Below are 12,883 nucleotides of genomic sequence, written 5' to 3' on the forward strand. Positions count from 1 at the left end.
GTTTAAATGAGATTTGTTATCAAAATATTATTTTTTGTTATCTTTTTGAGCTTACCACTTTTTGCTAAAGAAAAGATTATTATCTTCCATGCAGGAAGTCTCAGTAAACCCTTTGCTGAACTTGAAAAGAGGTTTGAAGAAAAATACCCTCAGTATGATGTTGTAAGGGAAGCAGCAGGAAGTAGGCTTTGTGCTAGGAAAGTGGCTGAACTTCACAAACCAGCTGATATAGTTGCAAGTGCTGACTATAAAGTAATAGATAACCTGTTAATCCCTGAATATGCAAAATTTAATATTCATTTTGCTACAAATGAGATGGCTATAGCTTATACAGAAAAATCTAAAAAGAGCGATGTTATTAATTCAACTAATTGGCCAGAAATACTTTTAAATGAAGATGTAAAAGTTGGGCATTCAAATCCAAATTTAGATCCATGTGGTTACAGGACTATGCTTGTAGTAAAACTTGCGGAAAAGTTTTATAATATAAATAATTTTTTTGATAATCTTTTTGGATATGGCAATTTTTATGAAAATGGAGAAGAGAATAAACAAAAGATAATCGTAAGGCCTAAAGAGACTGACTTATTAAGCTTATTGGAAGCTGGGGTTATAGATTATCTTTTTATCTACAAGTCAGTAGCAATACAGCATGGTTTAAAATATGTAGAGCTTCCAAAAAAGATTTCATTGGGGGATAATAAGTTTAAAGAATATTATTCCAAAGTAAGTTTTAAAATAACAGGGAAAAAACCTGGTTCTTTTATTCTCAAGAAAGGGGAACCCATGATTTATGGTATTACTATTGTTGAGCATGATAATATTTTGCCTGTTAATAAAAAGGGAGCTATTTTGTTTATTAAGTTTTTATTATCAAAAGAAGGGAAAGATATTTTCATGAAAAATGGCCAAAATGTGATTGATCCACCTGTGATTAGGGGAGATTCATCAATTTTACAAAATGAATAGAATATGCTTAAAATAGAAAATCTAAAAGTAAAAAGAGATAGCTTTAGCTTATGTATCAACTACTTAGAAATATGTGATAAAGAATATTTTGTTTTATTGGGTGAAACTGGTAGTGGCAAAACTACTCTTTTAGAAACTATTGCAGGTTTTCATAAAACACTTTCAGGAAAAATTTTTCATAATGAAAAAGATATTACATTTTTACCACCTGAGAAAAGAGGGGTAGGCTTTGTTTATCAGGATTACGCACTTTTTCCAAACTTAAATGTAGAGGGGTAGGCTTTGTTTATCAGGATTACGCACTTTTTCCAAACTTAAATGTAAAGGAAAATATTTTATTTTCCACAAAATACAAAAAGAATAAAACTGATAACAGGTTTGAAGAATTGGTCAATTTTCTAAAATTAAAAAACTTATTAAACAAGAATATTAATACCTTAAGTGGTGGGGAAAAGCAGAGAGTAGCTTTGGCAAGGGCTTTGATGTCAGAGCCTAAAATTTTACTGTTAGATGAACCTTTAAGCGCTATAGATCCAACATTTCGCTATGAAATAATGGATTACTTAAAAAAGATTATCCCTCTATATGGTATAACAATCATACATGTTACACACAATTTTAGAGAGGCAGCCTACCTTGCAAAGAGAATAGCTATAGTTAAAAATGGTAAACTTATTGAAACAGGTGATGTAAAAACTGTCTTAAATAGACCAAAGCATATAGAAACAGCAAAGTTTTTAGGGTTTAAAAATATCTTGCCGCTAAGTTTGATTGGAGAAAAAAGCAAATCATTCTTTACCATTGATCCAACAGAGATAAATATCAATTATGAAAACAGTAATAATGAAATAAAAATAGAAGGCTTTATAAAAGATATTGTTTATTTTGTTGATCATAAAAAGATTTATGTGGATTGTGATGGTATAGTGGTGATGATTAAAAAGGGTAATTCTTATAATGAAAAATGGTTAAATTTAGGTAATAAAGTAATGTTGAGTTTTGATAGTAAAAAAATCTCAATTTTGAGAGATTTAGATGAAGAATAGTTTTGGTAAAGGTTTATTTATTTTTTTAAGTGGATTGATTATATTTTTCTTACTCTTTCCCATTTTAAAACTTTTTTACTCAAATGGGCTTATAAATATTTTACAAACTTTGAAAGATAAAGAGGTTATCGATTCTATCCTACTAACATTCAAGGTATCTTTATATGCAACGATATTTGTATTTTTTACTGGGGTTCCACTTGCATATTTGATTGCCAGAAACAACTTTTTTGGCAAATCAGTTGTAGAGGCAATAATAGATCTCCCCACAATGATACCACACACTGCAGCTGGAATTGCTATTTTGCTAGCTTTTAATAGTGGTTTTTTAAAGCTACAGCTGATTGATAGTGAAATTGGGATTATGTTTGCCATGATGTTTTTATCAGCCCCATATCTCATAAATGGAGCAAAAGAAGGTTTTAAAAAAGTGGATGTAAAGTATGAATATGTGGCCAGAACTCTTGGTGCAAGCTGGTTTTCAGCCTTTTTGAGGGTGGTTTTACCAAATGCAAGAAGGGATATTGTCAATGGTATGCTCATGATGTGGGCAAGAGGGCTTGGTGAGTTTGGAGCTGTTGTAATTATTGCTTATCATCCAATGGTGGCTCCTGTACTGATTTATGATAGATTTAATAATTTTGGTCTTAAATACTCTGCACCTGTTGCAGCAGCTATGATTTTATTGTCTGTTATGATTTTCTTGATTATTAGATATTTAAATAATAAAAAATTTCATAATTGATGTGTATTTTGTAAGTGGAGGTTTAAACAGGTATTTTTTAAACCTCTCTAAAATTGATTCAAAGCCGTAAATTGCTCCTGCAATTGCTCCTGTTACTGCACCGATTGTATCAGTATCCCCACCAATATTTATTGCTTTTAAAACAGTTTCTTCAAAATCTTTTGATTCGATATTTAGCCAGATAGCAGTTTGCAATGTTGTTACGCAATAGGGGGTTGTTGTGTAAATATCTGGTTTTTCAAAGATTGGGTTTATATCTTCTATTATATCGTAAAATGTATTTTTTACTTTTTCTAAAGCTTCTTCAAGTGGGTAATTTAAGATGAGATATTTTAATAAAAGGTTGTATATACTGTTTGTAAATAAAGCTATTGGGTGTCCATGGGTTACAGAAGCAGACTTTGCTGAATCTTCTATTAACTCTTTATCAGTTTTATCAAGATAATAAGCTGAAATGATACTTGAGCGCATTAAAGCACCATTGCCGTTTGATAATCTATCTTTTTGAGGTTTTCCCGTTTTTAACGCTTTATAAGTGGTTTTACCTATCCCGATCGCTTTATTTGTAGAAGAATATTCACCAGTATAAAACCATTTGAGATAATGCTCCCTTTCACTGTTTTCATCCACAACCCCTTTTTCATCTAAGGATGTGGCAAGAGCTATTAGCATAGATGTGTCATCACTCCAGTCACCAGCATTTAAATTTAGATGACCACCACCTATGATATTTTTTTGATATTCCCCCTCTAATTTTATTGGAGGATATGGTTTTATAGTAGGAAAACACCCTTCTTGCGTAATTCCAAGCATATCCCCAATTATATTTCCTGCTATCATCCCAGCAATTTTGTCTTTTTTTGTTTTTTCAAGCTCGTTAAAGACAGACTGAGTTTCTATTTTTTGCATGCAATCAGATACTTTATCACAATGCTCTTTGAAATTACTCATTTAAAACCCTTAATATACCATTTTTTAGATGCAATTTTTTCCCTTTTAAAATTAATGGTATATTCTTTAGTCCTGTAATAACAGTTTTATCAAAAATTGTGGCGTATTCTATAAGATATGAAAAAAGTGGTGCAGATTCAACGATTACGCAGTCATAATCATTTATATTTTTTAGCATAGGTAAGGATACACCTTTTGAATAACAAAATCCCCCTTTTTCATCTTTTTCTAAACTGTTTATGTGTGTTAAATCCCCTTTTCTCTCTTTTTCAAAAAATATTAGTGGTTTAAATTCTTGTTTATCCCTATTTTTTTCAAAGAAGTTTGATATGATTTTTTGAGTTTCTGGTATATCTTCTTCGAAGATTTCTGTTGGGGTAATTTGTAAAGAAAACCGTTCATATTGCCATTTTTTAAATGTGTAATTAAAGATATAATTTGCAAAGTAATTATCATTTATTAAATCATTTAAACTGTTTATATCAAAAAATCGAATATCGAGATTTTCCCTTAGTTTATTTTCTGAGCAAAGCTCATCTATTTTTTCGTTAATAATAGATTTTATTTTGTCAAATACTTCATTTGCCTTTATTATCATCTTATCTCTTATTTCCAAAAGATTATGTATTTCTTTGATGTTTTTAATAATTTTATTTTTGCCAAGAATATATTTACTTTTTGGCAGTATGTTTTTTATTAAAACCTCTATTTCTTCTATATCGTATTTAAATGGCAAAACTTTTATTTTGGGTATATTAAAGTCAAAAAATGGATATAACTCTAATTCTTTTTTTAGAAGGGAGTTGTTTCTTGTAAGATATATCAATTTTAGCGCAACCTCTAAATTTTCTACTTTGTTATAAATCTGTAAAAAATGGTTTGTGAATTTGAAGAAAAATACAGCAAAAACTGCAAACATATTGGCAGCGATAAAAAATAAATTTTCAAGTAGGTTTTCATAAGTGAGTTTATTAATATTTTCATCAGTATCCTTAAAAAATTCTTCGATAGACTTTTCTCTTAAGATGTCTAAATCCACATCTTTAAATTTTACTTTTTTAAGCTTTAGATAAAGGTGTGGAGCAAAATTTAAAAGGAAGAAGTGTTCATTACTTTTTAGTGTAAAATAGGCAAGATTAATAGCATCCAGGTTGATATATGGTTTATTAAAAATATGCTTTATGGATGGTGATAGCGTTTTTATGTCATTTTCAGCGAAAAATGGGTTTAAAACTTCTTCAAAAATTTTAAAAAGACTTGCAGAAAAAGGGGATAAAGTTTCTGGGAAAATATTATTAAAAAAACCGTTAAGGTACAAGGTTTTCCCTTTAATCAAACCATCATGGAAAAGGGAATATTCCACATTTGTTAAAGGGGTAAAAGATGTGTTTTCCCTTCTATCAAAAAGGTATTTAGGTTTTGGTAATGCTTTAAAATCTAATAAATATAGTTTGTTGTCTTCAAAAAATACCTTTATTTCTAAGTGTTCATCTATTTCGCGTTCAAAGGAAGTTATAGCCTCAGCTATTTTCATATATGCATTCTTATCAAGGGTATCACTGTTTTTAACCTTTAAAATAAAGTTTTTGAATGTGCCTTTTATTAAAACGGTGAAAAAATTTTTGTTATAAACAGAGATGTAACCAAAGTTATCATCATAGCTATTTTTTATATAAAAATATTCATTACTTTCTTTTTCAGCTTCATAAAATCCGTTTCTGATTAAAGCTTCTTTGATTGCCATATTTTACCCTTTAAAAAAGTGATAAAAAGTGATTGCAGCTGATTGTGAAACATTTAATGAGTCTATTTTCCCTGTCATTTCTATTTTAAAAGTTATGTGTGCTCTTTTTAAAACATTTGGTCTAATCCCTTCACCTTCTGAGCCTAAGATAATGCAGTTTCTCTTGGTTGTTTTGATTTCTGAGAGCTCTTTTTTCCCATTTATATCAGCTGCTGTAATGAAAAAACCAGCATCAAGGAGCTTATCAAGTGTTTTTGCAATATTTGTCACTTTTACAATTTTTGAATAAATAATACTTCCTGCGCTAGCCTTAAAAACAGCAGGGGTTACAGAAGAGCTACCATGTTTTGGTATTATGAAATAGTTGATACCAAAGCAGTGCCCTGCTCTAACAATTGCCCCAAAATTTTGTGGATCCTGAATTTTATCAAGAACTGCTATATTTTCTTCTAATACAATATCTTCATAAACCTCATCAAAATCGTAATACCTAAAATCAACTTCAGCAGCCACCGATTGAGCATGTTTTGAAAACTTTTTATCAAATTCTGATTTGTTTAATATTTCAAAAGGGGTATTGCCTACATCAAATATTTTCTGTTCTCTGAAAAAGACCTTTCTAACCTTTTTACTTTTTAAAGCTTCTTTTACCGGGTTTTTTCCATAAATTATCATATAGCTATCTCCATCTTTTTAGAATAATGTATAACTGAGACTGTAAAAAATATTAAAACTGAGAGGGTTAAAACTATTCCGTTTGGATTTAATAAAGGTAGTATCCATACAAGATTTATTAAAATAATTTTTAATCCTTGAGAAATACTGATTTCACTTTTTAGCAGTGTAAAGGTTATAAAAATAATTATTGTTAAAATCATAAGTTTGTATTTTGCAAGTATTGCAAGAGTAAAAATCATTAACAGAGCTAACAATGAAAAAACAGCCGAAAAAAATGATGAAAGAACTTTTTTGAAAAATTCTATTGTAGCATTTTTTGATAGAGGTTTTGATTCGATATAACTTTTTGCAAAAATTCTAACTAAAATTAGAAAAATTAGTTGTTTTAAATTTATTTCATTTTTTAAATATAGAATAAAAAATAACCATTCTGGTAAATATGCTATTATAAAATTTGCTAAAAATAAAGGGTGCAAAAACAGATATTTCAATACCGCATATTTATTCATCTTCTAGCATCCCTTTTAATTTAGCAAGTATATTTAATGCTTCAAGTGGTGTCATATTATTGATATCTATATTTCGTATTTCTTCAATAACAGGATGTTCTTCAAATATTAGCACAGGTTCCCTGATAACCACTTCACTTTTTTTGGCAAGTTTTGGGGAACCATCTATAGAAAATTCATTTTTTTCCAGTGTAGTTAATATTTCATTTGCTCGATTTATAACCTCTTCTGGAAGGCCAGCTAATTTTGCTACATGGATTCCGTAGCTTCTATCAGCAGAGCCATGAATTATTTTTCTAAGAAAAATAACTTCATCATTCCACTCTCTAACCTCAATTGTGTAATTTTTTACACCGTATGTGGTTAAAGCAATATCTGTGAGCTCGTGATAGTGTGTGGCAAAAAGTGTTTTTGCTTTTATATATTTTGATATGTATTCAGCTACAGCCCAGGCAATTGATAGACCGTCATAAGTAGATGTCCCTCTACCTATTTCATCCAATATTATAAGTGACTTTTCGGTGGCATTGTTTAAAATATTTGCGGTTTCCACCATTTCCACCATAAAAGTGGATTCCCCTTTTGCAAGGTTATCGCTAGCACCAATCCTAGTAAATATTCTATCCACTAACCCTATATTAGCTTCTTTTGCTGGGACAAAAGATCCTGTGTGTGCAAGTATTGTAATTAGAGCTGTCATACGTAGATATGTACTTTTACCAGCCATATTTGGGCCAGTAATAATAAGTAATCTATCCTTTTCAGTATTTATAAATATGTCATTTGGCACAAATGGTTCATTCATTGTTTGCTCAATTACAGGGTGTCTTCCTTCTATGATTTTTATTTCATTGCTATCATTGATATGTGGTTTGGTGTATTCGTATCTTATAGCAGCTTCTGCAAAGGATAATAACATATCAAGTAGAGCAATCTTATTAGCCTGATTTCTAACTCTTTCTATCTCTTTTTCAACTTTTTCTCTTATTTCGAAAAATTGTTGATATTCTAGTTCTGTGAGCTTCGATTCCGCTTCTAAAATTTTTACTTCGAGTTCTTTTAGCTCATCAGTTATGAATCTTTCTGCATTTACGAGGGTTTGTTTCCTGATGAAATAATCTGGTACTTTTGACAAATTTGATTTTGATACTTCAATATAGTATCCAAATACTTTGTTGTATTTGACCTTTAAATTTGTAATCCCAGTCTTTTCACGCTCTTTTTGCTCTATTCTTGCTAACAGTGTTGTGCTATCATCTTTTACTTTTTTGAGTTCATCTATATAGTTATTAAAACCGGTTTTAATGAGACCTCCAGCCGTTATTTGCAAAGGTGGGTCATCTACAATAGCTTTATCAATTAATTCATAAATATCTTCTAAATTATCAAACTGTTCACCAAACTCTTTCAAAATAGGATCGTTGGAATTTATAAGATGGGATTTTATTTCTGGTAGTACCTTTATGGAATTTTTTAACCAGACAAGATCTCTTGCATTTGCTCTTTTTGCAGAAAGTCTAGATGCAATTCTTTCAATATCATATACATTTTTCAAAAGATTTTGAATGTTGTTTTTTAACTCTTGATCAAAGATAAATGCTTCGACGACATTTTGTCTGTATTTGATTTTGTTTAAATCACGCAAAGGTCTTAATAGTGTAAATTTTAATAATCTTTCTCCAAGAGCTGTTTTACAAAAGTTTAAAACTTGAAAAAGTGTGTTTTTAGTTGAGCCATCTCTTTGATTTTTTACTAATTCAAGCGTATTTACAGCTATTGAATCCAAATACAACTCATCGTTTAGGTTAAGATAAACAGGTTTTTTTAAGGTGACATCAAGTAGAATTGAGTCAAGATACTTTAATGCAAAATAGATCGGTATAGCGTTATTTGTATTGTCAATACCAATGGAAGTAAAGCTTTGTATTTTGAAATGGTCAAAAATCGTCATTTCAACAGTTTTTTCAAAAGTGGAGTAGTTTAAAAGCTGAAAATTTACATTTTTTATATTCAAGTCTTTATTTCCTATAATCTCTTTTGGATCCCATTTATCAATTGCTGAAAAAATGTTTTTTGTTTCAGAAATGAAAAGGTCTCCTGTAGAAGTATCAATTAGTGCTATAAAATATGTATTGTTTGCACAGTAAAAAGACAAAAGAAAGTTAAAATCAGCACTTTTTATGGACTCTTCTTCTATTACTGTTGCAGGTGTAACGACTCTAATAACCCCCCTTTTTACAATACCTTTAGCTGTGGCAGGGTCTTCAAGCTGTTCGCAGATTGCTACTTTTTTCCCAGCAGATATGAGTTTGTCAAGATAGGTCTGATAAGAGTGGTATGGCACGCCACACATGGGGATAGGGTTATCATCATTTTTATTTCTTGATGTGAGTGCAATACCAAGTATTTTTGATGCTTCAATGGCATCATCATCAAACATCTCATAAAAATCCCCCATTCTAAAGAAAATTATACAGTCAGGGTATTTCTCTTTTACCTCATAATATTGTTTCATCATGGGGGTTAATTTTGCTTCTTTTGATACCATAATTAGCGGATTTTCTCCCAAGCTTGTAATTTATTAAATATATACATGATTGAGAAATAGTTTCAATAAAAAGAGTTATTTGTTATAAAGTAAAAATTTTGTGTAAGCAGCGACAACTATGGAGTGTGTAATCTCATTTTTCAATATGGCTGATTCTAATTGGTCTTTATCCCACAGCTCTATTTCAATATCTTCAAATTTATCGAAATTGGTTTTTTGTGTGTTTTTACAATTTAAAGCAGCAAAAATATAGCATTTGTTTGATAATATAGCTGGATTTGGGTGTAGATATCCCAAGTCTATGAAGTTATCAGAAATAAATCCTGTCTCTTCTTGTAGTTCCCTTTTTGCAGCTTTAAGTGGTTCTTCATTATAATCTATCGCTCCACCAGGAAACTCTATGGTGGTATCCTCGATTGCAAATCTAAACTGTTTTACAAGTATAAATTTTCCATCATCAGTTTGAGGAACTATTACTACCCAGTTTTTCGTTTTTATAGAGCAGAAAGGGGATTGCTCCCCATTTTTTAAAAATTTGAAATGCTTATGCTCTATACCAAGGACATGGTCTTGATATTTTTGCTCGATTTTAAGCAGTTGCCAGTGTTTATTCATTATAGAATAAGTCCGCTGCCACCAGGGTTGTTCCTATTTGTGGGAGGTGTGATACCATCAAGGTTTGAAGTAATTTTTATGTTACTTTTAGCCTCTAAATATTTATTTTTCAGTTCTTCAGGTATTTTTTTGTATTCATAAAGTATTTTATCTGAAGAAATTTCACCACCTATTTCGTCTTCAAAAGGGAATCCAAATGGAAGGAGCGCTATTTGGACACCAGAACCACCTACTGGAATAGTTTGAATGGCAGCAATATCCTTTAATATCCCATTTTCTTCATCAAAGTTGCCAATAACAGTATCTCCACTAACTAACTTTACCATCTTTATTTCATAAGCCATTTTTTCCTCCTGTTCTTTTTGTGAGTTAAGAATATATATTTTGCTTAAAAAATCAATATCAAGTTTATTTCAAATTTATTAGAAAAGTTGTTGACTTTATTAACAATGGTTATTATTTAAAGATATAGACTTTAAGGAGGTGCGGATATGGCACATTTTATAACTGATGAGTGCACAAACTGTGCTGCTTGTGAAGATGAATGCCCAGTAGGCGCTATTAGTGAAGGTGATGGTAAAAGGGTAATCGATCCTGACACTTGTACAGATTGCGGTGCTTGTGTTGAAGTTTGCCCTGTTGATGCAATTGAAGCTCCTTAAGAGTTAATTTATCTGGCTAAATAAGGGGTTCTATAAAAGAACCCCTTATTTTTTCAGATAAAATACTACTTCCAGGGTAGAGTATATGGGTATAATCAGATGGTTTAAAGAGGAAATAGAGAATATTTTTGAAAAAGATCCAGCAGCAAGAAGTGTTTGGGAAATAATTTTTTGTTATCCAGGTTTTCATGCCAATATTTTTCATCGAATTGCTCATTGGTTGTGGACTCATAAACTTTATTTTCTTGGCAGGTTTGTTTCACACATTTCAAGGTTTTTAACAGGGATAGAGATTCATCCAGGTGCAAAGATTGGTAAAAGGTTTTTTATAGACCATGGTATGGGGGTAGTGATTGGTGAAACTGCAGAGATTGGGGATAATGTAACAATATATCATCAGGTAACATTAGGTGGTGTTAGTTTGAATAAAGGGAAAAGACACCCTACTATTGGTAATAATGTTATAATCGGTTCAGGAGCTAAAATACTTGGACCATTTAAGGTCGGTGATAACTCTAAAATTGGTTCTAACTCAGTTGTAGTAAAAGAGGTGCCACCTAACTCCACAGTTGTAGGGATACCAGGAAGGGTTGTAACTAAAAAAGAACCTAAAGTACTCGATTTTGATCATAATCAGCTGCCAGATCCTGTGGCAAATGCTATAAACTGTATAGTGGACAGGGTAGTAGAATTAGAAAAAGAAGTAAAAAGCCTTAGAAAGAAGGTAGAAGAATATGAGAGTAACAACGAGAAGTAGATATGCAATAAGAGCCTTATATGCTTTAGCCATTGCTGGTGGAGATAAAAATCCAGTATCGTTGAAAAAGATTTCTGAGATGGAATCTATTTCTATGAAATATCTTGAAAGATTATTTTCAAACCTTATAAAAGCAGGAATAGTAAATTCAATTAGAGGAGTTTATGGTGGCTATGTATTTAATAAGCCTTTAAACGAAGTCACATTATTAGATGTTGTTGAAGTTATGGATGGTAACATAAAACCTGTAGATTGTATAGATGATGAGGGTTGTGAAAGAGCTGAATCTTGCAGCATAAATTGGATATGGTTTGAGCTAAAAAATATTATTGAAAATTATCTTTCTAAAATCACATTTTATGACTTAGTACATAAGAAAAAGAATTTAATGGGGGTATAAGATGTATATATATTTTGATAATAGTGCTACTACTCCAGTGGATCCAAGGGTTGTCGAAGCTATGCAACCATATTTTAAGGAAAAGTTTGCTAATCCATCCAGCATACATGTTCTTGGGAGGGAAGTTAAAGAGGATGTTGAAAAGGCAAGAGAGACCATTGCAAAAAGTATAAAAGCTGAACCACAAGAGATTATTTTTACAGCAAGTGGTTCAGAATCTGATAATTTAGCAATAAAGGGTGTAGCTTATGGTCTCAAGCATAAGGGAAATCATATTATTACTTCTAAAATAGAACACAAGGCTGTCTTGGAAACATGCAAATTTCTGGAAAAAGAAGGGTTTGAAGTAACATATCTTCCTGTGGATAGAAATGGTATAGTAGATTTGGATGAATTAAAAAAGGCAATTAAAAAAGAGACAATATTGATTTCTGTTATGCTTGCAAATAATGAGATAGGGACAATTCAACCTTTAGAGGAGATATCAAAGATTGCTAGAGAATATGATATTATTGTTCATACGGATGCTGTTCAGGCTATGGGCAAGATGGAAGTTGATGTGAACAAACTTGGCGTTCATCTATTAACATTCTCTGGGCACAAAATATATGCACCTAAAGGGATCGGTGTTTTGTATGTGGATGAAAGAATAAAGGATTATTTAACACCTCTAATTCATGGTGGTCATCATGAATTTGGACTCAGAGCTGGTACTGAAAATGTACCTTACATAATCGGTTTGGCAAAGGCTTGTGAAATTATAGATAACGAATTAGAAAAAGATATAAAAAAGATAAAAGAGATGAGAGATAGATTTGAAAATAGGATTTTAAATGAAATCCCTGATACCATACTTAATGGGGATAAAGATAAAAGGGTTTGTAGTATATCTAATATTAGTTTTAAATACATCGAGGGTGAAGCTTTAATGGTTTATGCTAGTGAGGTGTGTTGCTCTACAGGTAGTGCTTGCACATCAGATAGTGTGGATGCTTCTCATGTGTTGTATGCAATAGGTGTTGATCCCGTTGATGCTCATGGTGCATTGAGATTTAGTTTTGGAAGATTTAATACTATGGAAGAGGTCGATAAAGCTGTTGAAATTATTAAAGGGAGTGTTGAAAAGTTAAGGATGATGTCACCACTTTACAACAAGAAATAATTTTGATATTATTTATAAAAAAGGCTATTGCATAATTTCTATGTTTTTCAATTTTCATCATTTTTCTTAAATTTTGCTCAATTTTCTACTCAATTTT

At 31.0% G+C, this 12,883-nt stretch carries 14 protein-coding genes and 1 pseudogene; 8 read left to right on the forward strand and 7 right to left on the reverse strand.

The genetic code is table 11. From position 1 onward, the window contains the following. Positions 1 to 6 precede the first annotated feature (6 nt). The 4 genes and pseudogenes from wtpA (at position 7) to OWM07_RS06625 (ending at position 2,760) form a co-directional block, all read left to right on the forward strand. Entirely contained in the window at positions 7 to 969 is a 963-nt protein-coding gene (wtpA, locus tag OWM07_RS06610; protein WP_423302889.1) for a tungstate ABC transporter substrate-binding protein WtpA, read from the forward strand. A 3-nt stretch (positions 970 to 972) separates the two neighbouring features. Beyond that, entirely contained in the window at positions 973 to 1,248 is a 276-nt protein-coding gene (locus tag OWM07_RS06615) for an ATP-binding cassette domain-containing protein (protein WP_423302890.1), read from the forward strand. Between the two features lie 50 nt (positions 1,249 to 1,298). After that, positions 1,299 to 2,015: pseudogene (locus tag OWM07_RS06620) on the forward strand (ATP-binding cassette domain-containing protein); the annotation flags it as partial. Then, a complete protein-coding gene (locus OWM07_RS06625) occupies positions 2,005 to 2,760 on the forward strand; it encodes an ABC transporter permease (RefSeq protein WP_423302891.1) in 756 nt (251 codons plus the stop codon). The pseudogene OWM07_RS06620 and the gene OWM07_RS06625, both read left to right, overlap by 11 nt. On the opposite strand, the gene OWM07_RS06630 is transcribed toward OWM07_RS06625, so the two are convergent. The 7 genes from OWM07_RS06630 to OWM07_RS06660 all read right to left on the reverse strand — a co-directional run bounded on the left by OWM07_RS06630 (position 2,734) and on the right by OWM07_RS06660 (position 10,149). After that, positions 2,734 to 3,711 carry an ADP-ribosylglycohydrolase family protein gene (locus OWM07_RS06630; protein WP_423302892.1) on the reverse strand — a complete coding sequence of 326 codons (978 nt, stop codon included), beginning with the start codon at positions 3,709 to 3,711 and terminating at the stop codon, positions 2,734 to 2,736. The genes OWM07_RS06625 and OWM07_RS06630 overlap by 27 nt on opposite strands. Continuing rightward, positions 3,704 to 5,455 (reverse strand): hypothetical protein, encoded by a 1,752-nt coding sequence (locus tag OWM07_RS06635; protein WP_423302893.1) that lies wholly within the window; start codon positions 5,453 to 5,455, stop codon positions 3,704 to 3,706. Before OWM07_RS06635 ends, OWM07_RS06630 begins: the two co-directional genes overlap by 8 nt. Before the next feature lie 3 nt (positions 5,456 to 5,458). Next, on the reverse strand, positions 5,459 to 6,130 hold the full coding sequence (locus OWM07_RS06640; RefSeq protein WP_423302894.1) for a TrmH family RNA methyltransferase: 672 nt from the start codon (positions 6,128 to 6,130) through the stop codon (positions 5,459 to 5,461). Further along, on the reverse strand, positions 6,127 to 6,642 hold the full coding sequence (locus OWM07_RS06645) for a hypothetical protein (protein ID WP_423302895.1): 516 nt from the start codon (positions 6,640 to 6,642) through the stop codon (positions 6,127 to 6,129). The genes OWM07_RS06640 and OWM07_RS06645 overlap by 4 nt, the downstream gene beginning before the upstream one ends. Further along, a complete protein-coding gene (gene mutS / locus OWM07_RS06650; protein WP_423302896.1) occupies positions 6,635 to 9,190 on the reverse strand; it encodes a DNA mismatch repair protein MutS in 2,556 nt (851 codons plus the stop codon). Before mutS ends, OWM07_RS06645 begins: the two co-directional genes overlap by 8 nt. Before the next feature lie 75 nt (positions 9,191 to 9,265). Beyond that, positions 9,266 to 9,805 (reverse strand): NUDIX hydrolase, encoded by a 540-nt coding sequence (locus OWM07_RS06655; protein ID WP_423302897.1) that lies wholly within the window; start codon positions 9,803 to 9,805, stop codon positions 9,266 to 9,268. Next, positions 9,805 to 10,149: a hypothetical protein gene (locus OWM07_RS06660; protein ID WP_423302898.1), complete on the reverse strand. Its 345-nt coding sequence runs from the start codon at positions 10,147 to 10,149 to the stop codon at positions 9,805 to 9,807. The genes OWM07_RS06655 and OWM07_RS06660 overlap by 1 nt, the downstream gene beginning before the upstream one ends. A gap of 147 nt (positions 10,150 to 10,296) precedes the next feature. Here OWM07_RS06660 and OWM07_RS06665 point away from each other — a divergent pair, with 147 nt between their 5' ends. From OWM07_RS06665 to OWM07_RS06680, 4 genes are all read left to right on the forward strand, one after another. Then, positions 10,297 to 10,467: a 4Fe-4S binding protein gene (locus OWM07_RS06665; protein ID WP_423302899.1), complete on the forward strand. Its 171-nt coding sequence runs from the start codon at positions 10,297 to 10,299 to the stop codon at positions 10,465 to 10,467. Positions 10,468 to 10,552: 85 nt separating this feature from the next. After that, the gene (gene cysE / locus OWM07_RS06670) at positions 10,553 to 11,224 is read left to right on the forward strand and encodes a serine O-acetyltransferase (RefSeq protein ID WP_423302900.1); all 672 of its coding nucleotides are present in this window, start codon (positions 10,553 to 10,555) and stop codon (positions 11,222 to 11,224) included. After that, complete coding sequence (locus OWM07_RS06675) at positions 11,202 to 11,624, forward strand: RrF2 family transcriptional regulator (RefSeq protein ID WP_423302901.1); 423 nt, start codon at positions 11,202 to 11,204, stop codon at positions 11,622 to 11,624. Before cysE ends, OWM07_RS06675 begins: the two co-directional genes overlap by 23 nt. 1 nt (position 11,625) lies before the next feature. Beyond that, a complete protein-coding gene (locus tag OWM07_RS06680) occupies positions 11,626 to 12,786 on the forward strand; it encodes a cysteine desulfurase family protein (protein WP_423302902.1) in 1,161 nt (386 codons plus the stop codon). Positions 12,787 to 12,883 lie beyond the last annotated feature (97 nt).

It is taken from the genome of Deferribacter thermophilus (genome assembly GCF_049472675.1).
Classification (GTDB): domain Bacteria; phylum Chrysiogenota; class Deferribacteres; order Deferribacterales; family Deferribacteraceae; genus Deferribacter; species Deferribacter thermophilus.

Bases quoted from the DNA above. Each gene is read 5' to 3' on its own strand.
- wtpA (WP_423302889.1), top strand. From the start codon at position 7: ATGAGATTTGTTATCAAAATATTATTTTTTGTTATCTTTTTGAGCTTA.
- OWM07_RS06615 (WP_423302890.1), top strand. From the start codon at position 973: ATGCTTAAAATAGAAAATCTAAAAGTAAAAAGAGATAGCTTTAGCTTA.
- OWM07_RS06625 (WP_423302891.1), top strand. From the start codon at position 2,005: ATGAAGAATAGTTTTGGTAAAGGTTTATTTATTTTTTTAAGTGGATTG.
- OWM07_RS06630 (WP_423302892.1), bottom strand. From the start codon at position 3,711: ATGAGTAATTTCAAAGAGCATTGTGATAAAGTATCTGATTGCATGCAA.
- OWM07_RS06635 (WP_423302893.1), bottom strand. From the start codon at position 5,455: ATGGCAATCAAAGAAGCTTTAATCAGAAACGGATTTTATGAAGCTGAA.
- OWM07_RS06640 (WP_423302894.1), bottom strand. From the start codon at position 6,130: ATGATAATTTATGGAAAAAACCCGGTAAAAGAAGCTTTAAAAAGTAAA.
- OWM07_RS06645 (WP_423302895.1), bottom strand. From the start codon at position 6,642: ATGAATAAATATGCGGTATTGAAATATCTGTTTTTGCACCCTTTATTT.
- mutS (WP_423302896.1), bottom strand. From the start codon at position 9,190: ATGGTATCAAAAGAAGCAAAATTAACCCCCATGATGAAACAATATTAT.
- OWM07_RS06655 (WP_423302897.1), bottom strand. From the start codon at position 9,805: ATGAATAAACACTGGCAACTGCTTAAAATCGAGCAAAAATATCAAGAC.
- OWM07_RS06660 (WP_423302898.1), bottom strand. From the start codon at position 10,149: ATGGCTTATGAAATAAAGATGGTAAAGTTAGTTAGTGGAGATACTGTT.
- OWM07_RS06665 (WP_423302899.1), top strand. From the start codon at position 10,297: ATGGCACATTTTATAACTGATGAGTGCACAAACTGTGCTGCTTGTGAA.
- cysE (WP_423302900.1), top strand. From the start codon at position 10,553: ATGGGTATAATCAGATGGTTTAAAGAGGAAATAGAGAATATTTTTGAA.
- OWM07_RS06675 (WP_423302901.1), top strand. From the start codon at position 11,202: ATGAGAGTAACAACGAGAAGTAGATATGCAATAAGAGCCTTATATGCT.
- OWM07_RS06680 (WP_423302902.1), top strand. From the start codon at position 11,626: ATGTATATATATTTTGATAATAGTGCTACTACTCCAGTGGATCCAAGG.